The sequence below is a fragment of the Ruegeria sp. BE9 genome, assembly GCF_056538765.1.
On record NZ_JBQFTS010000002.1, the window covers coordinates 101,368 to 125,484 of the forward strand.

21 protein-coding genes are annotated in these 24,117 nt (G+C 55.8%); 9 read left to right on the forward strand and 12 right to left on the reverse strand.

Annotated elements, in window-relative coordinates:
• Window positions 1-30: 30 nt before the first annotated feature.
• The 4 genes from ACR0EO_RS07200 to ACR0EO_RS07215 all read left to right on the forward strand — a co-directional run bounded on the left by ACR0EO_RS07200 (window position 31) and on the right by ACR0EO_RS07215 (window position 5,866).
• A complete protein-coding gene (locus tag ACR0EO_RS07200; protein ID WP_480688421.1) occupies window positions 31-1,329 on the forward strand; it encodes a sugar ABC transporter permease in 1,299 nt (432 codons plus the stop codon).
• Entirely contained in the window at window positions 1,329-2,132 is an 804-nt protein-coding gene (locus ACR0EO_RS07205) for an ATP-binding cassette domain-containing protein (protein WP_480688423.1), read from the forward strand. The genes ACR0EO_RS07200 and ACR0EO_RS07205 overlap by 1 nt, the downstream gene beginning before the upstream one ends.
• 9 nt (window positions 2,133-2,141) lie before the next feature.
• Entirely contained in the window at window positions 2,142-3,449 is a 1,308-nt protein-coding gene (gene xylA, locus ACR0EO_RS07210) for a xylose isomerase (protein WP_480688425.1), read from the forward strand.
• A gap of 761 nt (window positions 3,450-4,210) precedes the next feature.
• On the forward strand, window positions 4,211-5,866 hold the full coding sequence (locus ACR0EO_RS07215; protein WP_480688427.1) for a hypothetical protein: 1,656 nt from the start codon (window positions 4,211-4,213) through the stop codon (window positions 5,864-5,866).
• Window positions 5,867-5,942: 76 nt separating this feature from the next.
• On the opposite strand, the gene ACR0EO_RS07220 is transcribed toward ACR0EO_RS07215, so the two are convergent.
• The 4 genes from ACR0EO_RS07220 to gntH form a co-directional block, all read right to left on the reverse strand.
• Window positions 5,943-7,214, reverse strand: a complete 1,272-nt coding sequence (locus ACR0EO_RS07220; RefSeq protein ID WP_480688429.1) for a HupE/UreJ family protein — start codon at window positions 7,212-7,214, stop codon at window positions 5,943-5,945.
• A 1-nt stretch (window position 7,215) separates the two neighbouring features.
• The gene (locus ACR0EO_RS07225) at window positions 7,216-8,976 is read right to left on the reverse strand and encodes a hypothetical protein (RefSeq protein WP_480688431.1); all 1,761 of its coding nucleotides are present in this window, start codon (window positions 8,974-8,976) and stop codon (window positions 7,216-7,218) included.
• Window positions 8,927-9,736 (reverse strand): hypothetical protein, encoded by an 810-nt coding sequence (locus tag ACR0EO_RS07230; RefSeq protein WP_480688433.1) that lies wholly within the window; start codon window positions 9,734-9,736, stop codon window positions 8,927-8,929. Before ACR0EO_RS07230 ends, ACR0EO_RS07225 begins: the two co-directional genes overlap by 50 nt.
• A gap of 72 nt (window positions 9,737-9,808) precedes the next feature.
• Entirely contained in the window at window positions 9,809-11,140 is a 1,332-nt protein-coding gene (gene gntH, locus ACR0EO_RS07235) for a guanitoxin biosynthesis MBL fold metallo-hydrolase GntH (protein ID WP_480688435.1), read from the reverse strand.
• 173 nt (window positions 11,141-11,313) lie between these two features.
• Here gntH and ACR0EO_RS07240 point away from each other — a divergent pair, with 173 nt between their 5' ends.
• The 3 genes from ACR0EO_RS07240 (at window position 11,314) to ACR0EO_RS07250 (ending at window position 15,353) form a co-directional block, all read left to right on the forward strand.
• Window positions 11,314-12,642 (forward strand): tetratricopeptide repeat protein, encoded by a 1,329-nt coding sequence (locus ACR0EO_RS07240; protein ID WP_480688437.1) that lies wholly within the window; start codon window positions 11,314-11,316, stop codon window positions 12,640-12,642.
• Window positions 12,643-12,842: 200 nt separating this feature from the next.
• The gene (locus ACR0EO_RS07245) at window positions 12,843-14,765 is read left to right on the forward strand and encodes a DUF3604 domain-containing protein (protein ID WP_480688439.1); all 1,923 of its coding nucleotides are present in this window, start codon (window positions 12,843-12,845) and stop codon (window positions 14,763-14,765) included.
• A 72-nt stretch (window positions 14,766-14,837) separates the two neighbouring features.
• Entirely contained in the window at window positions 14,838-15,353 is a 516-nt protein-coding gene (locus tag ACR0EO_RS07250; RefSeq protein WP_480688441.1) for a DUF1731 domain-containing protein, read from the forward strand.
• Between the two features lie 11 nt (window positions 15,354-15,364).
• On the opposite strand, the gene ureG is transcribed toward ACR0EO_RS07250, so the two are convergent.
• The 8 genes from ureG to ACR0EO_RS07290 are packed head-to-tail and all read right to left on the reverse strand — an operon-like array spanning window position 15,365 to window position 20,420.
• A complete protein-coding gene (gene ureG, locus ACR0EO_RS07255; protein WP_480688443.1) occupies window positions 15,365-16,009 on the reverse strand; it encodes an urease accessory protein UreG in 645 nt (214 codons plus the stop codon).
• Complete coding sequence (locus ACR0EO_RS07260; protein ID WP_480688445.1) at window positions 16,006-16,659, reverse strand: urease accessory protein UreF; 654 nt, start codon at window positions 16,657-16,659, stop codon at window positions 16,006-16,008. The genes ureG and ACR0EO_RS07260 overlap by 4 nt, the downstream gene beginning before the upstream one ends.
• On the reverse strand, window positions 16,643-17,095 hold the full coding sequence (ureE, locus tag ACR0EO_RS07265; protein WP_480688447.1) for an urease accessory protein UreE: 453 nt from the start codon (window positions 17,093-17,095) through the stop codon (window positions 16,643-16,645). Before ureE ends, ACR0EO_RS07260 begins: the two co-directional genes overlap by 17 nt.
• 18 nt (window positions 17,096-17,113) lie before the next feature.
• Window positions 17,114-18,823 carry an urease subunit alpha gene (ureC, locus tag ACR0EO_RS07270; RefSeq protein WP_480688449.1) on the reverse strand — a complete coding sequence of 570 codons (1,710 nt, stop codon included), beginning with the start codon at window positions 18,821-18,823 and terminating at the stop codon, window positions 17,114-17,116.
• A complete protein-coding gene (locus tag ACR0EO_RS07275) occupies window positions 18,823-19,128 on the reverse strand; it encodes an urease subunit beta (protein ID WP_480688451.1) in 306 nt (101 codons plus the stop codon). The genes ureC and ACR0EO_RS07275 overlap by 1 nt, the downstream gene beginning before the upstream one ends.
• On the reverse strand, window positions 19,125-19,286 hold the full coding sequence (locus ACR0EO_RS07280) for a hypothetical protein (protein ID WP_480688453.1): 162 nt from the start codon (window positions 19,284-19,286) through the stop codon (window positions 19,125-19,127). Before ACR0EO_RS07280 ends, ACR0EO_RS07275 begins: the two co-directional genes overlap by 4 nt.
• 14 nt (window positions 19,287-19,300) lie before the next feature.
• Complete coding sequence (locus ACR0EO_RS07285) at window positions 19,301-19,603, reverse strand: urease subunit gamma (protein WP_152460019.1); 303 nt, start codon at window positions 19,601-19,603, stop codon at window positions 19,301-19,303.
• Window position 19,604: 1 nt separating this feature from the next.
• Window positions 19,605-20,420: an urease accessory protein UreD gene (locus ACR0EO_RS07290; RefSeq protein ID WP_480688455.1), complete on the reverse strand. Its 816-nt coding sequence runs from the start codon at window positions 20,418-20,420 to the stop codon at window positions 19,605-19,607.
• Window positions 20,421-20,820: 400 nt separating this feature from the next.
• Here ACR0EO_RS07290 and urtA point away from each other — a divergent pair, with 400 nt between their 5' ends.
• Both urtA and urtB read left to right on the forward strand, forming a co-directional pair.
• Window positions 20,821-22,101 (forward strand): urea ABC transporter substrate-binding protein, encoded by a 1,281-nt coding sequence (gene urtA, locus ACR0EO_RS07295; RefSeq protein WP_480688457.1) that lies wholly within the window; start codon window positions 20,821-20,823, stop codon window positions 22,099-22,101.
• Between the two features lie 60 nt (window positions 22,102-22,161).
• Entirely contained in the window at window positions 22,162-24,114 is a 1,953-nt protein-coding gene (urtB, locus tag ACR0EO_RS07300) for an urea ABC transporter permease subunit UrtB (protein ID WP_480688459.1), read from the forward strand.
• The last annotated feature ends 3 nt before the right edge of the window (window positions 24,115-24,117 follow it).

Below are 24,117 nucleotides of genomic sequence, written 5' to 3' on the forward strand. Positions count from 1 at the left end.
GGGGCAAATGCTGAATATGAAAGATCGGAAATGACCGAAACTTCGTCTCAGCCGATACCTGAAAAAGCGAAACCCAGCCTGTTCCAGCAGTTGGAACTGGATATGCGGCTTTTGGGAATGATCGGCGCGTTTGTCATCCTGTGTATCGGGTTCAACATCTTTACAGATGGGCGATTCCTGACCCCTCGCAACCTCTTCAATCTGTCTATCCAGACGGTTTCGGTCGCCATTATGGCGTGCGGGATGGTGTTTATTATCGTCACGCGACACATCGATTTGTCGGTGGGCGCGCTGCTGGCGACTACATCGGCTGTGATGGCAATGACGCAAACCGAACTTTTGCCACAGATACTTGGGATGGGTTTGAACCACCCGGCGACCTGGGCAATCACAATCGTTGTCGGTCTGTTTGTGGGGACTCTGATAGGGGCATTCCACGGCTGGATGGTCGGATACCTGACTATTCCGGCCTTCATCGTAACGCTTGGTGGGTTTCTGGTTTGGAGAAACGTGGCTTGGTATTTAACCAGCGGTCAAACGATCGGTCCGCTGGACAGTACGTTCCTTATGTTTGGGGGGACCAACGGCACGTTGGGGACCACAACAAGCTGGTTGTTCGGTTTGTTTGCGACTGCAATCGCGATCTGGGCGTTGTGGAGCGGACGGCGTGCAAAAGCCGCGCACGGTTTCCCTGTGAAACCTGTATGGGCTGAGACGACCCTGGCCGGGATTATTGCAATTGCCATTCTGGGTTATGTTTACATCGTCAACAGCTACGCCATTCCGACGCGCCGTCTGCAACGTATGTTTGAAGCGCGCGGAGAGACGATGCCCGAGGGGCTGGTTGTCGGATACGGCATACCGATCTCAGTTCTTATCCTGATCATCGTCGCCGTTACCCTGACCATCGTGGCGCGGAAAACCAGGTTTGGCCGCTATATCTTTGCCACTGGGGGCAACCCGGACGCGGCAGAACTCTCCGGCATCAACACACGTCTTCTGACTGTGAAGATCTTTGCTTTGATGGGCTTTTTGTGCGCCGTTTCCGCCGTCGTGGCCTCGGCTCGTCTGGCCAACCACTCGAACGACATCGGCACGCTGGACGAACTTCGGGTCATCGCTGCTGCGGTTATCGGAGGCACCGCATTGTCCGGTGGTATCGGCACCATTTATGGAGCGATCCTTGGCGCGTTGATCATGCAGGCTCTTCAATCGGGGATGGCTATGGTTGGCGTCGATGCACCGTTTCAGAACATCGTGGTCGGTAGCGTCCTAGTGCTGGCCGTCTATATCGACATCGTCTACCGCAAGCGGCTGGGGGCAAAGTGATGCAAGCACAGGATACGCAGAAAACTCCCTCCAATTCCGGCCGCGGCTCCGGTGCGCCGCCACTGGTCGAGATGCGCGACATTTCGATTTCTTTCGGAGGCATCAAGGCCGTCGACCATGTGTCGGTCGATCTCTATCCCGGAGAAGTGGTTGGCCTGCTGGGGCACAACGGGGCAGGGAAATCGACGTTGATCAAGGTGCTGTCCGGCGCCTATCAAATGGATCACGGTGAGATTTTGATCGATGGCAAGCCAGTCGAAATCGGAAACCCGCGCGACGCGCGGGCAAACAATATCGAGACCATCTACCAGACACTCGCCTTGGCCGACAACCTGGACGCGACCTCGAACCTGTTTCTGGGGCGTGAGATGACGACGCCTTTCGGGTTGGTCAATGACGCCGCGATGGAGGCCGAGTGCCGCAAGATCATGGCGCAGCTCAACCCGAACTTTCAAAAGTTCAGTGATCCGGTTTCCGCCTTGTCGGGCGGTCAAAGACAGTCTGTGGCGATTGCTCGGGCAGTCTACTTCAACGCGCGCATTCTGATTATGGATGAGCCGACAGCGGCGCTGGGCCCGCATGAAACGCAGATGGTGGCGGATTTAATTCATCAGCTCAAAGCACAAGGCATCGGGATATTCCTGATCGATCACGACGTGCATGCCGTCATGGAACTGTGTGACCGCGCCTCGGTCATGAAGAACGGAAAACTGGTTGGGACGGTCGATATCGCAGACGTCACGGATGACGATCTTTTGTCGATGATCATTCTGGGCAAGCAGCCAGCGCAAAAATCAGAATAGGGGGCAGATATGCCAAGCGGTTTTTTTGAAGGGATCGAGAAGATCCAGTTTGAAGGTGTGGATAGTAAGAACCCGCTGGCCTTCCGGCACTACAACCCGGATGAAGTTGTCATGGGTAAGCGTATGGAAGACCACCTGCGGTTCGCAGTGGCCTGGTGGCACTCCTTCGCTTGGGAAGGCGGAGATCCCTTTGGCGGGCCTACATTTGAACGCCCGTGGCATCCGCAGGATGATATGGGCCGCGCCCGCCTGAAAGCGGATATCGCGTTCGAAATGTTTGAGCTTTTGGGCCAGCCGTTCTTTTGCTGGCACGACGCTGACGTTCGGCCTGACCAAGGTAATTTTGCCGACAACCTGAGAACTCTGGAGGAAATCACCGATTACATCGGTGAAAAAATGCAAGTGTCTGGCACCAAGCTACTTTGGGGTACGGCCAACATGTTCAGCCACCGTCGCTGGATGTCGGGCGCTAGTACAAACCCAGATCCTGACGTCTTTGCGTTTGCGGCGGCAACGGTGAAATCGTGCATGGATGCAACCCATAAGCTTGGCGGTGAAAACTACGTTCTATGGGGCGGGCGAGAAGGTTATGAAACCCTGTTGAACACGGACCTGAAAACCGAACTGGACCACATGGGCCGTTTTCTGAATATGGTCGTGGAGTACAAGCACAAGATTGGGTTCAAAGGCACTATCCTCGTAGAGCCCAAACCTCAGGAACCGTCCAAACACCAATACGACTACGACGCCGCGACTTGTATTGGGTTTCTTAGGAAGTACGGGTTGGAGAACGAGGTAAAGCTAAACCTCGAGCAGGGGCATGCGATCCTGGCCGGACACAGCTTCGAGCATGAAATTGCCGTTGCCGCAGCCGAAGGAATGCTGGGTTCGATTGATATGAACCGCAATGACTATCAGTCTGGATGGGACACAGACCAGTTCCCCAATAACACACCAGAGGTTGCTCTCGCTTACTATTACATCCTGAAAGCTGGCGGCTTCACGACCGGGGGCACAAATTTTGACGCAAAAATTCGTCGGCAATCGATTGACGCAACTGATCTGGTGGCGGCCCATGTCGGAGGGATGGACATATGTGCACGCGGTTTGAAAGCTGCAGCGGCTATGATTGAAGATGGGGGATTGGAAGACGCACTTTCGCATCGATACTCCGGTTGGAACACTCCCGAAGCGGCGTCCATGTTAGGCAGCAGTCTGGAAGAAATCTCTGCTCGAGTTCTAAATGAGGGCATAAACCCGGAGCCACAATCTGGGCGCCAGGAAATACTAGAGAACTACGTGAATAGATTTGTGTGACGGCCAGACCTCGCTGGGTATTCCCTGCGGTCTCAAATAGGGAAAAGCGGTGGTTGCTGCCAAAGGCACTAACGGCCGCAGCTCTATTAAGCGCCAAAGAGGGCCAAGGGGTCGCGAAGCAAAGACACCCCTTGGAAGGCCAGACATAGTTTTTCTGTCCGTCACTGAGCCTTCTACCCTAGCCATACTTCGGATATACGGCGCTTAACGTCGCTGTTCGTTCTGATCTGTCACGTGTTGAGCGCGATTAGCCGTGCCCATCCCGTAAGCCTCTTTTTCCAATATACTGCAGTATGGGAAGTGATCTTTTTTGCGCGGGAATATGCGTTCGAGCGCCCGCATCGAACAGCGGTTTGTTGATGCCTCAGATTCATCAATAGGTGTTTGAGGCGACTTTGCGGGTGTTGCACGAAACACCAGGATCGGATCTGGATTGGAAGGTTCAAGCGCCGCTGATCGTTGAGGCTCCAACGGGAGCCGTCGTCTCTTTCGTACTCTGGCAAGGGTTCGTGCATTGGATGTCGGTTGGTGCAATTTCCCTGCGGTCGCAATCACGGCACATGCTGCCCCCAAAGATCACGAAGCCATCCGCGCGGCGCTGTTTCTGAATAACCCCCAATTTGTGTGAAACCCTAACATAATTTCTGCATAGTTGTGCTGTAATTCGATGGTTGGTTGAGGCTCGATCGATAGATGAAATAGAGCCGTTAAGGGCAAACCGGTCAGGATGCGCGGGGTTTTATGGGAAGTCAGGTGCGGGTTTGAATAAAGTCAGTGTCGGCGCAGTTTGCCTGTTAGGTTTGACCCTATTCCTGGCCTCTGGTTTTTCTGTGGGTCACAGCGCGTCGTACAACTACCCGTGGTTAGACCAGTACATAAGCACTTACTTGTCGGGGGCGTTGTTTCCGCGGCATCTTCCGGGGTTGTGGTCCGGCCTGGGCGGATACGACTTTTTCTTTTATGGTCCTTTGCCATTTTGGGTTATGGCAACGTTCATTTCTCCGCTATGCGGTGGTTGTGAAATCTCTACTACCATAATGCTCGGCACCGCTCTGTTTTGGTCAATGAGCGGCTTTACGGCCTATCTGTTCCTAAGGCGGTATTTTGCGTCCGGTGCGGCCGTTTATGGCGCAATCGCGTACACGATCCTGCCCTACCATATCCTTATAGATTGGTATGTGCGGCAAGCGCTGGGTGAGTTTGCAGCGTATGCGTTCATCCCTTTGATTGCCTATGGCATAGACGCAATCCGCTTAGGTGGGCGAGGCAAATGGGTTCTCACCCTTGGGGCTGCGGGCACCGTGTTATGCCACCTGCCCACAGCCTTGCTTGCCGCCCATGTTGCCGCACTTGTGGTCTTGGTTTTTGCAATAATAAAGCTTCTTAAACACGAAGCGTTTGGGGTTTTTCTGTTTGAGGTGACCCTGTGGGGAGGCCTAGGGCTGCTGCTCACGTGTTTCTACTGGTTGCCAGCGGTTGTGCTTGTCGAACACGTCGCCAATGATCTGCTCTATACAAAGCACTTTATCGCCACCCGTTGGTTGTTTGAACTGAGCGGAGGGCAAGTGGTCCCGGAATTCGGCCAAACCATTCTATGGAGTTTCTTGACGGTCATCCCGTTTACATTGCTCGCTCTGGCCTATTCCAAGTCCTACGTCAGACTTTGGATTTTGTTACCAACGGCTTTGGTTGTCTTTCTCAATACGAACTTGTCGGCGATGATTTGGGAAAACTGGATCATTCAGAAAGTCCAGTTTCCTTGGCGCCTTATGGTGTTCGTAGATTTTTCGGCTGCAATAGCCGTTGCTGTGTTGGCCGCTCGGTTTGAAACGGTCCAACGCTCTGTTTTGGTGCTGTGTATTGTGTTGGCAAGTTTGCCGACCTTCAAAGTCATTCAGGCCTCGGAGTATTGGATCTCAACCCCTTACGACACAAGTTCCCCTCAGCCCGGGGCTTCTGAGTATCTGAGCCCGGAAATGGTACGCAGCCTCAAGGCCGAACTTGGCTATGATAACGAAGAGATGCGTAAGCGCATGCCCGTAAATGCCCAGATGCAAGCTTTTGCTGATGAGATCTCACAAGCAAATGAGGGAAGGGTCGTCATTGAAGTCGGGCATCGCCGCGCGGAAATTAAACTTTTGGAATACGCGGAAACTGTCGTGGTTCCCATTCAATTCTGGGAGTTTTGGGAGGCCAGAACTGCTGACGGGCAAGAGCTGACTGTTGCCGCGCATGACACCTTTGGGGTCCTCACAGTCGATTCCTCACTGTTTGGTCTTAAGGGGCAACAGATCATCCTGAGCTTGCCTCACCATTGGTCAGAGCAAATCGGTTTGGCGATATCGACGGGCTCTCTGATCCTGTGGTTGCTGGTCGTTTTCCTTAGTAGGCGAAGGCCAAGGCTGATCCACAACTGAATGTTCAGTGCGGCGAAAACCCTTCTGATCACGCGACGACGGAAGTGATGCTGGGGGACGCAAAACGTTTGGCTTTTTACGCGATCACACCGGCGAACCGCTCAACGGCCCATATCGCGGCAATGATCGAAATCGACGCTGCAATCGCGCCTCGTGCGCCTATCCAAACCGGTGGTGGCATCCGTCTTAGGTAAACCACGATGGGCCAGGCCAGCATGACGATCATCAACTGCCCGACTTCGACGCCGACATTGAATGCGAGCAGGCTTTGCCAAACGTTGTCTGCATCGACCTGAAGGATTTCACGCAGCATAAATGAGAAGCCGAACCCGTGCAGAAGGCCGATGGTGGCGGTTACAAAGATTGCCGTAAGGTTCGAATGATGGCGGTCGGGTCTTTGGAAAACGGCATCCGCCGCGGCAAGGATGATGGTCAGGGCAATAGCAGTTTCAACAGCAGGTATGAACCAAGGGGCCGACGGCACAAACCCAAAGAACCCTGCGATAAGGGTAACACTATGGCCAACTGTAAAACCGGTCACGCGTGCAAGCAGCGACCCAAGATTCAACGCTCCGATCACCATGCACAGTACAAAGAGGACATGGTCGATCCCTTCGATAATGTGCCGGACCCCTTCGATAAGGAATGTCCATGCAGCGGACGTTGCAGACCCTGTGATCTCGATCGGCGTTGCGAGAATACCGGTGGCCCGATACGTGCGTGTGGTATCGTCGCGGTAATCCAAGATTAGATTGGCCGTCTGTTCTTGCCCCTGCAGGCCCGGATCAGACAGCATCCCTAACGTATAGGCATCTGGTGCGTCGACGTGGAATTTCAGCTTTACGTCCACAACGGCGTCGCCAACATAAATCCTGTCAGCTTCGGCAAGGGTAGGCGTTGTTGTTGCCAGCGCATTGAGAGCTTCGTCTTTAGTGGCAAATCCCGGTTCTTCGCCGATTGGATAGACATTGATGGCGATCGCTTCGCCCGAAGCCCTGGCATCACCTGAACGCAGAGCCATTTCATCCAATACAATGGCAGCCAGTCCCAAGGGGTCACGATTGATTGCGCCGGGGTCGACCAGGTGCATCAGCGTGCCGTCCTGAAACTCGTTGACTGTAAAAGGCGCAGGAGCAGGCCGTCCGTCATCACCGAGCGGACCAACCTTGTCAGCAACGATATACGCCATCGGAGTGCGCATCAGAACGAGTAGACCATCTTCTTCATGGACCACATGAATGACCCGCACGTTTTGGTTCAGGTTGAAATGTGCCGATGCGCTGTGCGCCACAAAGACAGTCAAGACGCAGAGCAGTGCAGCCATGAAGTATCTTAGTCGCTGTACCATCTTAACTCTCCTGTTGCGCACTCAGTACGGTGAGACCATCGAGATGCCACTGGTCTCCCTGTCGCGAGACATCCAATAACCCACGATAGGAGACTGTTTGCCGGTGCAAATGACCCCAGTGACCGCCGCTGACTTGCGCGGTCCAATTGGCCAAAATTTGATGGCCGTCCTTTTCTGCACTTTGCGAGATGCTCTCTACCTGCAGGTCCACGATGTTTTCAGTGCGGGCCAGAGCTCCGGACGGCAGGGTCACTGACAATCCCCGCCGAAGCTCGGCCTGAACGTCAGCGCGGTTGTTTTGCGTCACAAAGGGGGTGAGCGCCTCTTGGAATGCGCTGTCCACGGGTTCCAGCATCGCGGTGCTGACGTTGGTGAGTAAGCCTTGAACGACCTGATGGGTTTCGGTCTCATTTGGCGGACCATTCGAGGCAAAGGGCAGGGGGTGTTTTTGAGGGAAAGTAACGATAGCAGCAGCCGTGAAAGCCCCAAACAACCCGACAAATCCCATACGGATGACCGAAGTGCTTTTCCACGCGAGGAAGGCGCTGATCAGCGCTGCAAGCCCAAAACCCAGAGCTATTTGGGGAATGTCCGTCAGGCCAGCAGTCTGGACCACGACGGGATGAGTTTGTGGATCCTCCCAAGCCGTCAGGTGATTGTTCCAGACCGCGCTTGGATCTGATTTATAAATCAGTGAGGGCACAGCTCCGGCAGGGTCGCTCAGGGTCAGGGGAATGGTATCCAGAGCATCCTGAAACAGGGTCCACTCCATGTCGACCTGCTGTGCCAATGAGCTGTGCGGGTATGACAGGACTACCCCGAACAACATCGTTGATCGCAGCGCTTCTGCCTGATCCGGCAAGACGCGCAGCCCGTCGGCGCCCACGGCAATGCGCGATACCAAAACTGAGTTCGGCATCGCGGGTTTCCCATCAATCGTTAGAGGGTTTTGGGTTTTGAAAAAGGTCTCAGCCTCAGCCTTGATTTTGGTCACCTGATCAGGCGACAGCCGCTGTGCGTCCTGTAGGTTCAGATCAGCCCAATCCTCGAAATCTTTTAGGCGAAAGATGATCTCGTGGCGCACCTCGCGGGGTTCAACCGATAGAAAGGACATCAGGGGCGATTTGTGGTGGCGGGTCAGGTTCGGGTTTTCAAAAGTGGTGAACCAGGGGTCTTCCCAACTGGGAAGCATCGTTTCAGCTTGTGACAAATATCGGTAGTCAGTGACCGGAACCCCAATATGCTCGGCGACCATCCCGATCGAAGCTAGCGGCAGGCCGTTTGTGTTCAACGGTGGCAAGAATGTAATGCGCTCTGGTTGGTTTTCGAAAGGAAAGCTCAAGTCTACAAAAACGACGTCTTCGCTGCGGGGGCGCGGAGGCGCAAGGGCGCGGGCTGCAATCTGCCGCGGGACGCGTGGACGAACGTCAATAGTGTTCAGGACTCGGTCCAGCGGAACACCGTCTGCAGTGACTTGGAAATTCTGGCCCGTGCGGCTGGACAGTGATGCTTCTGAGCCGTCATCCGGCGCAACAAACAGCGGATAAGCGTTCAGGTCGATTTCAAGTTTTACCCGTACGTGATCGTTTTCAACCGATAACTCTGCAAAGCTGGGGGCTGTTTCACCTCCGTAGGGTGAAACCAAGTCGGCTGTTGCGCTGCCTGCTACAAGCGTCAGGCCCAATACCCCTGCTGCCGTACGCAATCCGGCGTTAGAAATGAAACGCGACAGCAGCATAAAGACCATTTTGATCAACGTCATAAGCAAACTCCCCGCTTGAGCGGTCGGTCGAGTAATCTATCCCATAGAACTGATACCCAAACCGCAGAGACGTGTTTTCCCAAGCCTTCCAGTCAAACCCGGCCAGAACCAGGTATTGCAGGTCGTCGCCGTTCACGCCGAAACCACTTAGCTCGGCTCGGCCGGCAAAGCTCCAAGTCTCATTGATTTCTGTTACATAACGCAAGGCGATCATGGGTTCGAACCATTCCTCGGTACCACCAAGCGTCATACCTGGCCCCGGTCCGGCGAAATCGATTTCTTGCTTTAGACGGTTCCACTGGACGCCGATTGCCGCATCGGCGGCATAGCGTTTACCCGCGGCATTTACACCGTGCGCAAACCTGTAGGCACCTTGCACATTGAAAAAGGTCTGGCGAACGTCCACGTCAACGGACACGTTACCACCAGGCAAGGTGCCGTCCTCGCCAAGGCGAACATAATAAACCTCGGAGATTATACCGAAATCGCCATTCCATCCCTCGTATCGGACGGATGCAGCGCCTTGCAGAATGTCGAGAACTTCGCTCAGGTTCAAATCCAGGTCGACACTGCTTCCGTCGATGGTTGATGTCCCTGTAGTTCGGAGGGGCAGGAAAAGATACGGTGTTATCGAATGCCGCCAGGTTCCTTCGTCACTTTCCGAACGGGCCAATGATTGGGCCGCGCCCGATTGGGCGAGGGTTAAAGCGAGACCAGTGCTCATTAAGAGCGTCGAAATCTGTTTAGTTTTACGTTTCATCTCTGTTCCCGAAATCAAACAAAATTGGCGCAGGTGCGGGAGTTACCCCGCACCTGTATAACTCATTTTGAGTTATTGGTCTCCGGGGTAGGTGAATTCCTGTCCCAGTGCTTCTGACGCTTCTTCGTAGATCGGGCGCAGAACATCATCGACGTCATCGAACCCGCCGGTGGTAAAGTCAGAGAACTGCATCGCTTCAAGTGGTACACCTGAACGTTCCGAAAACTCGGCTTTGTCGTCCTGCGACGGAACTTGGGCCGGGGCTGCAAGCGGTGGTGACCATGTGCGTTCTTCAGTGGCGGCCATGCGGACGATGATATCGTCCTTGGTTACGTTCCAGACCATAAAGTCGTTCGCCAAACTAAGTGGGCCGTCATAGGTTGATCGGATGCGCTCATAGACACCGGTTGAAGTATCGAAGTCGTTGAAGAAGTGATAGGCAACCGCCATTCGGGGCTGAATATCGCTCATGACTTTGCCGAAGGCTTCTGGCGCTGTGTGTACCTGTGTTCCCACAAGCAAAGCGGACTCAGGCGTGAACTTCATTTTGGTGACAAGCTCCGGCACCGCGATAAAGCACTCATGAATAGCGAGATCCGCGTTCTTTGCGTATTCCTTGAACCACTTGTTTGGATAGGTGTCAGAGCTGAAGACGAACTTTAGCCCGTTCCATTCAAGCGCATAGCTAACCGCACCATCAATCGAGTGGATCGCAGGAAATGTCCGGATTTGAACGCCGTTCTCATCGTAGATCACTTCGTTCTCAAGTTTGTAGTCGAACTCGGTGACATCCATCGAATAGCCGCGAAAATCCACGTTACCCGCACGCCCGGCCAGATCCCATGTCAGCATCTTCTGCATGTGATCAAGTGCGTAGCCGGTGCCCAGCTCCTCTGTTGGGCCACTTGGTCCCCAAATGCGCAGCGGCACGTTTCGACCCATTAGCGCACCACCAATAAACAGGTCATGCAGCGCTCCGAAGTGGTCGGTGTGCAAGTGTCCGATAAACACCTTGTCCAAGTAGTTGTACGGAATTTGCAGAGACGAAATCCGCTCGGCCGATCCCGAACCAATGTCAAAGAGGAATTTGTCACCGTTACCCAGCTCGACAAGGAAACACGCCGCGGCTTGGGCGGCTCGGGTTGTGGGCATTCCGGTCCCGCAGGCGATCACCCGCATCTCGTCTTCGGCCAGGTCTTCGGTGTTTGGGTAATAAACTTCCCGCGGACGGTCTCTGGTTTTGGTGGGCGAGACCTCTTCGGTCTCTTGCGCGAACGCTGCCGAAGGCGAGGCCACCTCAATCACGGCTTGTGTAACCGATTGTGGTGCGACGGCCCACGCGCCAAACGCGAGCCCGACGGCAAAGAGTTTGCCGAGTTTGGTTAAGTCTTTGCGATGCGTCATTGGATCTCCTCCGTCTGATCAATGGGAGCAGCCTCTGAAGTGCCAATCGCTGCTATCCCGAGGATTTTTCTTCCAATTCTCTAACTCTCCTCGCGCGCACGTAAGTGAAACATGGTTTTTCACGGGGTGACTCACGTCGGTTTAATTGCAAGTATGAGAATATGAATGGGTCGGTGGATAACATTTCAGATGCCGCAAAACGCGAAGCACTGGAGCGTTTGCTACAAGATGCGCATCTGGACGGATCTGACCGTCTCCAGGCGTTTCTTACTTACATTGTTCAAGAAGAGCTGGCGGGCCGTGGCGCTGACATTCGCGGCAAGACTATAGCGCAAGACGTTTATGATCGAGACACCTCGGAGGGGACTGATCCGGAAAACGTAGTGCGCGTCGATGCACGACGTCTGCGTCAGTTTCTGGAATTGCATTACGAAGGGGCGGGTAAGGACGATCCAATTCGCCTTCATATGGACAGCGGCGGGTACAGGCCAAGATTTGAGGTCATCGACGATGGCCATGCACGTTGGTCTTTTGCCGAGATGCGTCGATTGGCCGTGCCGGTTGGAACCTTCGCTGTCGGCGCTGTGATAGGGGCTTTTCTGGCCACAAAGTTCTTGCCGGACCCCACCGAAACGACACAAGCCCTTTCGACGACGCGTAAGGTTTCTGACGCGCCCGCACTTTTGCAGCGTGCAGCGATTTACGAAAAGTCTCCGGCTGCTTTGCAGGCATTCAATCTTGCCCAACAGGCCCGCACAATGATTTTCCCGATCTTTGAGCGCCCACGTCAGTTACTCGTCCTTTCGGTGTTCGAACACGTTATCGAAATGGATCCCGACTATTTTGGCGGTTATGCCGGTGCAGCGCAGGCACTGGCGTCATTGTCGGTCATTACGCCACCTTCCGACGCCAAAGACGAGTATGCTGCTGCCGCGTTGGATTTTGCTGGCGAAGCGGTTCGATTAGCACCCGATCAGGCATGGAGCCAGTCGGCGAAAAGCTGGGCATATTTTGCGAATGGGGACTTCGAGGCGTCCCTGAAACTCGGCCGACGCGCCTCTAAACTGGATCCGCAGGATGGGGCTGTTCTGGACTTTCTTGGTGCAGCGTCTCTTTTTGCGGGTGAGTTTGAAGAAGCAATCGAAACAGCGGACCGCTTGTCCCTGCTCGAATCCAGCAATCAGCGATTTGCAAATCGAAATATCTCGGGGGCCGCCCACTTTCATCTTGGAGAGTACGAAAAGACGATTGAGCGGTTCGAAGAGGCCAAGCAGCTTGGAGATCCTCTGAGTGCCCCTTCGCTTGCTTATGTCACGGCCGCATTGTCCGCGCTGGGGCGAGAGCGGGAAGCGCGAGCCAAATTGGCCGAGCTGGAAATGGCATGGCCGGATGTCCCCATTGCCCTGATGCTAAACGAGATACACAGTACAGAGGCGCATGCGCAGGAAGTTATCAGGGAATTGGTTGCTTTGGGGTGGTCCGGCCCAACGGTGGGCGAGTGATTGATAGGGATTTCTGCCAACTGGCCTTGGGCTTGATCTGGAAATGTACGTCAAAATTCAAAATCAGTTGGCGTGTACCCGGCTTGGCTGCGCGGAATCTTTTTCTGCGTTTCAAATAACATTGTGATATCGTGAAAATTGAATGCAACTGCAGCCAACCACAGTTGGCGTTTTGGGTTCATTTTTTTTGGGAGGTAAGAATGCTAAGATTTTCCGTGTGTTTTTTCGCATTGATGTCGTTGTCCGTAACTGCGAACGCAGACGCCGTCCCAAGTAAGGAAGCCGCCGAAGGCACATTTGGCGAAAGACCGTTTTCGCCCTATGCCAATCGCTCCTTTCCGGAGCGTCCTTTATGGGGTGATACCCATTTGCATACGGGGCTGTCGCTGGATGCGGGGGCGTTTGGGAATACACTGCTGCCGGATGATGCCTGGCGATTTGCCAAGGGCGAGCAGGTGATTTCATCGACAGGCCAACCGGTTCGGCTGGCCCGTCCGCTGGACTGGATGGTTCTGACCGACCATACGGACCTTATGGGCTTTGCACCGGACCTTCAGGCCGGCAAACCCGGCGTTCTGGCCGACCCAAAAGGTCTGGAATGGTACGAAGGGTACAAGGCCGGCGGTGAAAACGCGGCTAAGGCGGCTTTTGATATCATTACAAACTTCTCACAGATGACACTGCCGGAAGTCTTGTTGGAATCCTACAGCCCGGGTGCGGATGCGTTTGCTTTTACCTGGGAACAAATTGTTTTGGCTGCTGAACGCCATAATGACCCGGGCGAGTTTACCGCCTTTATTGGTTTCGAGTGGACCTCGGTTCCCAAGGGATTCAACCTGCACCGGAACGTTATGCTGCGGGATGGCCCGATCCGTGCGCTTCAGATGGTGCCTCCGGTCACGCAACCTCCTTACGGTGATACCGATCCCAAAGCTTTGTATGCTTGGCTAGAAGAGTATCAAAGCAGAACAGGTGGGCGCGCCGTTGCGTTTGCGCATAACGGTAACCTGTCGAATGGCTGGATGTTCCCGACCGAAGACACCTATCACGGGGGGAAGGTGGATGAGGAATATGTCCGCAATCGCGCCAAGTGGGAACCACATTACGAGGTCACGCAGATTAAAGGCGATGGCGAAGCACATCCGTATCTGAGCCCGGAGGACCCGTTCGCGGATTATGAAAACTGGGACGTCGGTAACCTCGATATCACAGAGCTAAAGACCGAGGACATGCTGGCGGGCGAATACGCGCGCGAGGCATTGAAGCGAGGCTTGGCTCTGGAAGAGAAGTTTGGCGTGAACCCTTATAAGTTCGGAATGGGTGGCGCGACGGACAGCCATACTTCCTTGGCTACGGCAGAAGAAGATAACTATTTCGGGAAATCAGTCAGTGCCGAACCTTCCGCCACCCGGGTTCTGCATCCTTTTGTCGAAAGTGATCTGGGGGCTTTTGATGGCCACACCCTTGTTGCGTCTGGGTACACTGCGGTTTGGGCGGCTGAAAACACGCGCGCGGCCATTTTTGATGCGTTCAAGCGGCGGGAGACTTATGCCACGACCGGCCCCCGTATCGGTTTGCGCTTTTTCGGCGGTTGGGATTTTGCCGAAGAGGACCTGTTAACCCGTCTGGTCGCAGATGTCGGATATACCAAAGGGGTTCCTATGGGCAGCGACCTGCGCCCGCGCGAGGGTGACGGAGCGCCAAACTTTCTAATCGGTGCACTGCGCGATCCAGTTGGCGCAAACTTGGATCGGGTTCAGGTGGTTAAGGGCTGGCTGGATGCAGACGGTAACCTGCAGGAAAAGGTCTACAATGTTGCTTGGTCGGACGACCGGACACTAGCCGAAGATGGCAGCCTGCCCGAGGTTGGCAACACCGTTGATCTGGAGACCGCAAGCTGGAGCAATACAATCGGAGCGTCAGAGCTGGTGACCTTGTGGACGGACCCCGACTTTGATCCGAATGCGCGGGCGTTCTATTACGTCCGGGCTCTAGAAATACCGACGCCCAGATGGGTGCTGTATGACAAGCTACGGTTTGGTATCGATCTTCCGGAAGAAGCTCAACTGATCCATCAGGAGCGCGCTTACTCCTCACCGATCTGGTACACTCCAGGCTCCTAACCAATCATCTGGTGGAAACCTTTGATGTCGGCCAAGCGGTAGGCGCGCTTGGTTGGCAATCAAAGCCGACGAATGGAATTCCAAATCGGGCGCCAAGGCGTTCGGGTCGTATTACTTCGTATCGGACTTGTACTTGGTGTCGACGGAGGGATGCTTGCCCGGTTACTAACCCCCTTTGAATTTGGTGGTGGCGGGATCTTGGGCGATGGTCAGCAATGGATGTCGTGGATCGAACGGGACGATATAGTTCGCGTCATCGCGTTCACCATGGCCCAGTCTGATCTTGAAGGGCCAGTTAATGCCACAGCGCCAAACCCAGTGCGCAACGCAGAGTTCACTCAGGCTCTGGCCAATTCTCTCAATCGCCCTGCGATTCTGCGATTTCCGAAGTGGTTGCTGGTCGGTGCGCTGGGCGAGATGGGCCGCGAGACAATGGTAAGCGGTCAGCGAGTCCTTCCCGCGCGCCTGCAGCAGCGGGGTTTTGAGTTCAAGTATCCTGAATTGAAACCGATGCTCTATGAGATTACCGGCGCGCGCCCAGAGCGAACCGCCCAAGTGGTCTCTGCTGGACAAGCGCCGGCGGAATAAGGGCAGGGGCGTTAAACCGCCCCCGCTTTGGCCTTATCGGAGACTTCCAGCCCGCCAATTTGTGCCAACAGGGCTACAATCTCTGAGACGCCTTCTCTCTTGCGTAAAGACGAGAACACAAAGGGTCGTCCATTGCGCATCTTGGTGGCGTCGCGATCCATTACCTCAAGCGAGGCGCCGACATGTGGGGCAAGATCAGTTTTGTTGATGATCAATACGTCCGATTTGGTGATAGCGGGGCCACCTTTGCGCGGTATTTCTTCGCCTGCGGCAACGTCGATGACGTACAACGTGACATCCGCCAGTTCAGGGCTGAAAGTAGCAGACAGATTATCGCCGCCGCTTTCGATCAAGACCACTTCGACATCCGGGTGACGCGCTTGCATTTCCGCCACAGCTGCCAGGTTGATCGATGCATCCTCGCGGATTGCCGTATGTGGGCAGCCACCTGTTTCCACGCCGATGATCCGGTCTTGCGGTAGAATCTGCATCCGCATCAGCGCCTCGGCATCCTCGCGCGTGTAAATGTCATTGGTGATCACCCCAACCGAAACCTTGTCGCGCAGTGCTTCGGAAAGTGCGGCGGTCAATGTGGTTTTACCTGCGCCCACAGGGCCACCGATGCCCACGCGCAGAGGGCCGTTCATGCTGCTCATGTTCGGAACATCCTTGAATATTGAGTTTCATGTTTCATTGACGCGATGTCGGACAGAAAGGCGGTTGAGCCAAGATCGTCCAAACCGGTTTCAATCGCTTCGTTTGCAACCCGCTGGCAGACTGGCGTCAGATAACGGATCAGCCGTTGCCCGTCGGTCTGGCCCAGTGGCACCAGCCGTGTAGCGCAGGCAACTAGGTTGGCCGCAAAGGCCTGAAGGAACATTTGCGCCGTCAGGCTCAGTGGCAGAGCGCGGACGGCTGCGGCATGGCCGATGGCAACCGGGTAGGTCAAGGCGCCCATATCCATCGTCCAGACGTCTGAAGTCACGCCGCAAAACGCCTCGCCCAATAAACGTGTTTCCATGAGCCGTTCAGAAGTGGCAGAGAACGCCCGCGCGGTCTCGTCGATTTCGGTCAGTTTGTCGGGCCTTTCCGCGCGATAGGCTGCTGCGAGAAATACGCAATCATTTCTGCCTGATCCGTGCTCGATTACATCTGCAATCCAGTCGCTGGTGTCCGCGCTACCAGCGACGGTTCCGCATTCGATCGCCCACTCTATCCCATGCGAATAGGCAAACCCGCCCACCGGATAGGAAGGCGACAGCCATTGCATCAGGGTCAGGATATCCGCGTCAGTGGGAGTGGCCATGAGTCCTGCCGTGACCGTAAGCGCCCCCTTCAGGAGTAAAGGGTTCGACGGTCTCTCGAATTTCAGCTCCGAGCTTCAAAAGCATATCGCGGATGACGTGGTCGTGTTGGATCAGCAGGCGATCGTCTTCTATCTGACAGGGCGTGTGGCGATTTCCGATGTGCCATGCCAAGCGCAGCAGGTTGCTCCCGGAGACTTCCAGCAGGTCTTCTGGCGCGGCGACAATCTCGATCTCGCGACCGTCCTCCAGAACCAATACACCGCCGTGGTCCAGCGACTTGGTTTGTGCCAGATCGACCAGAAAGGCCTCACCGTCATCCGTGGCCAGCATCTTGCGGCGCAGGAAACGTCCATCGTAATCCAGCGACACTTGGGCGTGGGCCTGAGAATGGTGGTGGTCGTGATAGATACGAGCAGTTTTGATCGCGGTGGTCATAGGGGGCCTCGTCAGGTGTCAGAACATGAAATAGCGCTGCGCCATCGGCAGCACTTCGGCGGGTTGGCAAGTCAGCAATTCCCCGTCGGCACGCACTTCGTATGTTTCGGGGTCAACGTCGATCTGAGGTGTCGCGTTGTTCAGCAGCAGGTCGCGCTTGCCTATTTCTCGCGTGTTGCGAACAGCGACGGTCTGTTTTGCCAAGCCAAGTGTATCACCGATCCCCTCGGCCTGCGCGGCTTCGGAAACAAAAGTGATCGCTGAATGTTCAACAGATCGCCCATAGGCACCAAACATCGGACGGCTGTAAACCGGTTGCGGTGTTGGGATCGACGCATTGGGGTCGCCCATCTGTGCGCAGGCAATGGTGCCACCCAGCAAAACCATCTCGGGCTTCACTCCGAAAAAGGCCGGGTTCCACAGCACCAGGTCGGCGCGCTTGCCTTCCTCGATACTACCGATCTGATGGCTTAGGCCGTGAGCAATGGCCGGGTTGATCGTGTATTTAGCAATGTATCGGCGGACGCGCATATTGTCGTTCTCACCGGTTTCCTCGGGCAGGCGACCGCGCTGTTTCTTCATTTTATCAGCGGTTTGCCAGGTGCGGATCAGAACCTCTCCAACGCGGCCCATAGCCTGACTGTCCGAGGCGATGATACTGAAGGCACCCATGTCATGCAGGATGTCCTCGGCTGCGATGGTCTCGCGCCGGATGCGGCTTTCGGCAAAGGCCACATCCTCGGGGATGGATTTGTCGAGGTGATGGCAGACCATCAGCATGTCAAGATGCTCCTCAACCGTGTTCACGGTGAAAGGCCGCGTCGGATTGGTGGACGAGGGCAGTACGTGGTTTTCGCCGCAGATCTTGATGATATCCGGGGCATGGCCTCCGCCTGCACCTTCGGTGTGGAAGGCATGGATGGTCCGGCCTTTCATTGCAGCAACGGTGTTTTCGACGAAGCCGGATTCGTTCAGCGTATCAGTGTGGATCATCACCTGAACATCCATCGCATCGGCAACCGACAGGCAGCAGTCGATGGCGGCAGGGGTTGTGCCCCAATCCTCGTGCAGCTTCAGAGCGCAGGCCCCGGCCTTGACCTGTTCCTCCAAAGCGGCGGGTAGCGAGGCGTTGCCCTTGCCCGCGAATGCCAGATTCATCGGGAAGGCATCCGCCGCCTGCAACATCCGACCGATATGCCAAGGGCCGGGGGTGCAGGTGGTCGCCAGAGTACCATGCGCCGGGCCAGTACCGCCGCCCAACATGGTGGTCAGTCCAGAATGCAGCGCATCCTCGATCTGTTGCGGGCAGATAAAGTGGATATGGCTATCGAACCCACCAGCGGTCAGGATTCGACCCTCGCCCGCAATGGCCTCTGTTCCGGGGCCAATGATGATGTCGACGCCGGGCTGCGAGTCCGGGTTGCCGGCCTTGCCGATCTTGGCGATGCGCCCGTCCTTGAGGCCAACATCCGCTTTGTAGATGCCCGAATGATCCACGATCAGCGCATTGGTGATGACAGTATCCACAGCGCCCTCGGCACGTGTGGCCTGAGATTGCCCCATACCGTCGCGAATGACCTTGCCGCCGCCGAATTTGACCTCTTCGCCGTATGTGGTCAGGTCGCGTTCTACTTCGATCACCAGGTCGGTGTCAGCCAGCCGCAGCTTATCGCCGGTGGTCGGGCCGAACATGGCGGCATAGTCAGAGCGTTTAATTGTAGCTGGCATCAGAGTGACCCCATGACCTTTTGATTGAACCCATAGACTTTGCGCGCGCCGCCGATCGGGATCAGCGAGACCTCACGCGCCTGTCCCGGCTCGAACCGCACAGCGGTGCCCGGGGCGATGTCCAGGCGCATTCCGTGCGCGGCAGCGCGATCGAATTCCAACGCCGGATTAGTTTCGGCGAAGTGATAGTGTGAACCCACCTGCACTGGACGGTCGCCAGTGTTGGCGACTATCAGGGTCACAGCCGTAGAAGCGGCATTCAGTGTGATTTCACCATCGGCGGGAAACAACTCTCCGGGGATCATTTCGGCAGCTTTGAGATCAGGACGGTTACAGCCAGCGCGATCACGGCCAGGCCAAGACCCAACGCAGCATAATCCGTGCTGTGGGCGTGGATATGAGTGTCCGTGTGAGCGGCAGCGGGGCCAGCAAGGATCAGGGCGGGGAAAAGCATACGGTTCATGTCAGTTTCCTTTATCAGCGAATGGGGTTGTGGACGGTCACCAGCTTGGTGCCGTCGGGAAAGGTGGCTTCGACTTGGACTTCATGAATCATCTCGGGCACGCCCTCCATGCATTGCGCGCGGGTGATTACCTCAGCCCCGGCTTGCATCATGTCGGCAACCGAACGCCCGTCACGTGCGCCCTCGACCACAGCGTCGGTGATCAGGGCGATGGCTTCGGGGTGGTTCAACTTGACGCCGCGCGCCAGACGCTTGCGGGCGACCTCGGCGGCCATGGCGACCAAAAGTTTGTCTTTTTCTCTGGGAGTCAGGTTCATTTCAGATCATCCAGCATCGTGGGAGAGTGTCGTTGTTCAGGTGCCGCAAAACCGGCATCAGCGTGCGGCGCAGGATAAAGCTGTTCTCAGCCAGCAAGCGGACCACCAGCAGATCACTTTGGATCAGACTTGCCCCGGCGGTGTCCGGTAACATCCGGCGGATCGTTTCCAGCTGCCCTTCGGCAGTGTTCGAGGCAAAGACAACCAGTGCCATTGCACCCGCGCCGTTTGCGATATGAGGTTTTGAGAGATGAGCGTGCAGGTCACCAGAGAACCGCATCGCATCCACAAATAAAGGCCGTCCGCTCTTTCGGATTTCGATCCGGTCGCGCAGCCGGATATCCGTAAGTGTCTCACCCATGGCTGCCCGTCCAAAGACCAGTGGTTCGACCATAAGCGCGGACGCGTTGGGTTCCATTTCAATAAGCAAGCGACGCTCTAACGCGCTGCCATTGAACAGGATGGTTTCCTGTGGAAGCCAATTCAGTCGGGCATCTGAGGCAACAGTCAGGTGATTGGTAATTTGCCCATAGGGTCCGAGTTGAGCCTTGTAAGCGCGCTCACAGGCTTGTGTGGTTAGCGAAAGGGTTGTGCCACTTTGAGCGTGTCCGTGGAAACGGAAGGAGTCTCCGCCCGTAATCCCTCCTGCTGTGTTCAGGAGTACAGCGTCCAGCCCCTTGTCTGCGGTACGAGGGAACAGACACTTGAACGAACCTGATTGGCGAAACACATCCAGCACCGATTTATCGCCCAATTGCTTGGCACTTAGGCGGATCGTGCCCTGAGCACGAGGCGGTGTTGCGCCCGGCTTGAGCATTATGGAGGCATGATGAGTGATAGCGCACCTGCGGATCAAAGACGTGTGCCGCTTGTTTCACCGCTTTGGCGTCGGAACTCTATTCTCTGACGCCGTTTTTCGCCAAGTTACCTAAGTGCGTGATGAAATTTTAGACACCCGTCAAATCGACAGCCTAAAAATTAATCAAAATCGACCGGCTGCCAAAAGGGACCCATCAACTTAATTGCTAAATTCTCTGCAGTGCAGAAACCGTATGGGTGCCCACCAAGGGGACGAACCCCAAGGGTGTGTGACGGCTGCGCGAATTGGACCTCGGACACAACCGCCACACGGAACGCAACAACAGTTGCGGGGATCAGGTAGTAGAAGAGTGCGCCGCTGCGCAAGCCCTCTCTCCCGACCCCGTCAGGAGGATTACATGAAATCTCTCAAATCCACACTCGCCGGATCGGTTGTATTTGCTGCCATGGCCACCGCTGCGCTGTCTGCCGAAGACACCATCAAGGTTGGTGTGCTGCACTCGCTGTCCGGCACGATGGCAATCTCGGAAACCACACTGAAAGACACCATGCTGATGCTGATCGACCAGCAAAACGCCAAGGGTGGACTGCTGGGCAAACAGCTTGAAGCGGTTGTGGTTGACCCAGCCTCGGACTGGCCCCTGTTCGCTGAAAAGGCGCGCGAACTGCTGACCGTGCATGAGGTGGATGTGATTTTCGGAAACTGGACCTCGGTTAGCCGTAAGTCGGTTCTGCCTGTCATCGAAGAGCTGAACGGCCTGCTGTTCTATCCTGTTCAGTATGAGGGCGAAGAATCCTCGAAGAACGTTTTCTACACGGGTGCTGCACCGAACCAGCAGGCGATCCCTGCGACCGACTATTTCCTGGAGGAACTGGGGGTCGAGAAATTCGCTCTGCTCGGCACAGACTATGTCTACCCCAGGACCACCAATAATATTCTGGAGAGCTATCTGAAGGGTAAAGGCATCTCGGATGACGATATCTTCGTCAACTACACGCCGTTCGGCCATTCTGACTGGTCCAAGATAGTAGCGGACGTCGTTGCGCTGGGTGCAGACGGTAAGAAAGTCGGCGTGATCTCGACCATCAACGGCGACGCCAACATTGGCTTCTATAAGGAACTTGCGGCAGCTGGCGTGTCGGCGGACGATATTCCGGTCGTGGCCTTTTCGGTCGGTGAAGAAGAACTGTCTGGTCTGGATACCGCCAACCTCGTCGGTCACTTGGCTGCGTGGAACTACTTCCAATCGGCCGACACTGACGTCAACGCTGAGTTCGTTGAGACATGGAAAGCCACCATGGGTGTTGAGCGCGTGACCAACGACCCGATGGAAGCGCACTACATTGGCTTCAACATGTGGGTGAACGCGGCGACAGAGGCTGGTTCGACCGAAGTCGATGCTGTTCGTGCGGCGATGTACGGGCAGGAATTCCCGAACCTGACCGGCGGTACTGCTGTCATGCTGCCGAACCACCACCTGGCCAAGCCAGTTCTGATTGGTGAGATTCAGGAAGACGGTCAGTTCGACATCATCAGCGAAACCGACGTTGTGCCGGGCGATGCCTGGACCGACTTCCTGCCGGAATCGGCAGTTCTGAAATCGGATTGGAAAGATCTGGGCTGCGGTATGTACAACACCGAGACCGAGACCTGCGTTCAGACCCTGTCGAACTACTAATCCTCTCGCAAGGCGGGTGACATCGCCCGCCTTGCCCTAAAGACACTCGGGTTTCACCACATGTTACGACTATTCCTTGCGGGCCTCGCAATCCTGTGCGCCTACTTGACTGCCAACGCGCAAGAGGCCGGTCTGCAACCGATCCTGCAAGAGCATCAGGAAATCATCGCCAAAAGCTCGCGCAAGACGATCAAACCGGCGATCGATGCGATTGCGTCCAGCGGTTTGCCGCAGGCGCAGGTGATGCTTGAGACATGGGCCGCCAAAGACATGTGGATGCGCAAGTCGGATGGTTTGTTTTTTGCGGGGAAAAAAGCCGAGGGGCGATCATATGAGCTGACCGATCTCGATACGGGAGAGATCGTAGGAACCTTCGAGAAATCTGATCTTAAGCAGCTTAAACCCAATAGTGGTATCCGGGCGATGATCGGAACTGCGCTGGTTCAATTCCAGCTTACCGATCCAGTGCGCGCCAAACGCCGGGCGGCGCTGGTCTCTATTCAGCGCGACCCGGAAGGGGCATTGCTGGAACCTCTGCGTGCCTCAATTGATGACGAGCCAGACGCCGATCTGAAAGCGCAAAAGCAACGGCTCGAGCGGTTGTTGACCATCGGCTATGACGAAGACACCGCAGCACGCGTGGCCGCGATCGAGGAAATGTCCAATGATCTGGGTGTTGACGTTCGCGGGGCGCTGAACCCGTTGGTTGTTACCAAACGCCAAGCCGCTGCGGAATTACCCTCGGACGCTAATATCGCCGCTATTCTCGAACCCGGCTCGGATCAGTTGAGCGCGGCTGACGCCTATGACCTTCTGGTTGCCAATGATCTGGCTAAATCACGTGTCTCGCCTGCCGACATTCGAACCGCATTGGCTTCGAATATTGAAGGAGGGCGCGTGGGCGACATGCCGGTCGCGCAATTGAATACCGATGCTGCCCGTGCGCAGGCTTACGCCGCCTTGGCACAGGCCGGAACCGTGCCTGCCTTGGTTACAGAAGCTGATATACAGGCCGCGCTGGGCGCCCATGTTTTCTTTGAGACCTTTGCGGAGCCCTCGCCAGAGGTGACTGCAGCGGCTGAGAAAGCGTTGGAGCAGATCGAGCTAAAAGTCGGCCTGAATCAAACGCTGGACCTGACATTGGACGCGATCTCTCTGGCTTCGATCTATTTCCTAGCCGCTATTGGTCTGGCCATCACCTTTGGCGTGATGGGCGTGATCAACATGGCGCATGGCGAGTTTATCATGATGGGCGCCTACACTGGTTACGTGGTTCAGCAGTTCATCCCTGACCATACACTTTCGATCATTGTCGCCATTCCAATGGCCTTTGCCGTCACCTTTGCAATGGGCGTGGCGATGGAGCGGCTGGTGATCCGTTGGCTCTATGCCCGCCCGCTTGAGACCCTGCTGGCAACCTTCGGCATCTCAATCGCATTGCAACAGCTGGCCAAGAACATCTTCGGTACTCAGGCCCGACCGCTTACCGCGCCCGGCTGGCTCGACGGGGCGTGGGTTCTGAACGATGTGGTCTCGATCAGCTATATCCGCATCGCGATCTTCGTGCTGGCGATGATCTTTTTAGGGCTGTTCCTCTACATCATGAAACGGACGCGGCTGGGGCTTGAGATGCGAGCGGTGACACAGAACCCGCGCATGGCGGGGTCCATGGGCATCAATCCGGGGCGGGTGAATATGCTGACCTTCGGGCTGGGTTCTGGCATCGCTGGGATCGCAGGGGTGGCGATTGGTCTGTTCGCCAAGGTCACGTCCGATCTGGGTAGCGACTATATCGTGCAAAGCTTCATGACCGTGGTTGTCGGCGGTGTCGGCAATATCTGGGGCGCGCTGGCAGGAGCTGGCATGATCGGCTTCCTGCAAAAAGGGATCGAGTGGATGAACCCCTCGAACACCCTCGCAGCCCAAACCTACATGATCATCTTCATCATCATTTTCATCCAGTTCCGGCCACGGGGCATCATCGCCCTCAAGGGCCGCGCGGCAGGGGATTGAGCC

Bases quoted from the DNA above. Each gene is read 5' to 3' on its own strand.
- ACR0EO_RS07200 (WP_480688421.1), top strand. From the start codon at position 31: ATGACCGAAACTTCGTCTCAGCCGATACCTGAAAAAGCGAAACCCAGC.
- ACR0EO_RS07205 (WP_480688423.1), top strand. From the start codon at position 1,329: ATGCAAGCACAGGATACGCAGAAAACTCCCTCCAATTCCGGCCGCGGC.
- xylA (WP_480688425.1), top strand. From the start codon at position 2,142: ATGCCAAGCGGTTTTTTTGAAGGGATCGAGAAGATCCAGTTTGAAGGT.
- ACR0EO_RS07220 (WP_480688429.1), bottom strand. From the start codon at position 7,214: ATGGTACAGCGACTAAGATACTTCATGGCTGCACTGCTCTGCGTCTTG.
- ACR0EO_RS07225 (WP_480688431.1), bottom strand. From the start codon at position 8,976: ATGACGTTGATCAAAATGGTCTTTATGCTGCTGTCGCGTTTCATTTCT.
- ACR0EO_RS07230 (WP_480688433.1), bottom strand. From the start codon at position 9,736: ATGAAACGTAAAACTAAACAGATTTCGACGCTCTTAATGAGCACTGGT.
- gntH (WP_480688435.1), bottom strand. From the start codon at position 11,140: ATGACGCATCGCAAAGACTTAACCAAACTCGGCAAACTCTTTGCCGTC.
- ACR0EO_RS07245 (WP_480688439.1), top strand. From the start codon at position 12,843: ATGCTAAGATTTTCCGTGTGTTTTTTCGCATTGATGTCGTTGTCCGTA.
- ACR0EO_RS07250 (WP_480688441.1), top strand. From the start codon at position 14,838: ATGGAATTCCAAATCGGGCGCCAAGGCGTTCGGGTCGTATTACTTCGT.
- ureG (WP_480688443.1), bottom strand. From the start codon at position 16,009: ATGAGCAGCATGAACGGCCCTCTGCGCGTGGGCATCGGTGGCCCTGTG.
- ACR0EO_RS07260 (WP_480688445.1), bottom strand. From the start codon at position 16,659: ATGGCCACTCCCACTGACGCGGATATCCTGACCCTGATGCAATGGCTG.
- ureE (WP_480688447.1), bottom strand. From the start codon at position 17,095: ATGACCACCGCGATCAAAACTGCTCGTATCTATCACGACCACCACCAT.
- ureC (WP_480688449.1), bottom strand. From the start codon at position 18,823: ATGCCAGCTACAATTAAACGCTCTGACTATGCCGCCATGTTCGGCCCG.
- ACR0EO_RS07275 (WP_480688451.1), bottom strand. From the start codon at position 19,128: ATGATCCCCGGAGAGTTGTTTCCCGCCGATGGTGAAATCACACTGAAT.
- ACR0EO_RS07280 (WP_480688453.1), bottom strand. From the start codon at position 19,286: ATGAACCGTATGCTTTTCCCCGCCCTGATCCTTGCTGGCCCCGCTGCC.
- ACR0EO_RS07285 (WP_152460019.1), bottom strand. From the start codon at position 19,603: ATGAACCTGACTCCCAGAGAAAAAGACAAACTTTTGGTCGCCATGGCC.
- ACR0EO_RS07290 (WP_480688455.1), bottom strand. From the start codon at position 20,420: ATGCTCAAGCCGGGCGCAACACCGCCTCGTGCTCAGGGCACGATCCGC.
- urtA (WP_480688457.1), top strand. From the start codon at position 20,821: ATGAAATCTCTCAAATCCACACTCGCCGGATCGGTTGTATTTGCTGCC.
- urtB (WP_480688459.1), top strand. From the start codon at position 22,162: ATGTTACGACTATTCCTTGCGGGCCTCGCAATCCTGTGCGCCTACTTG.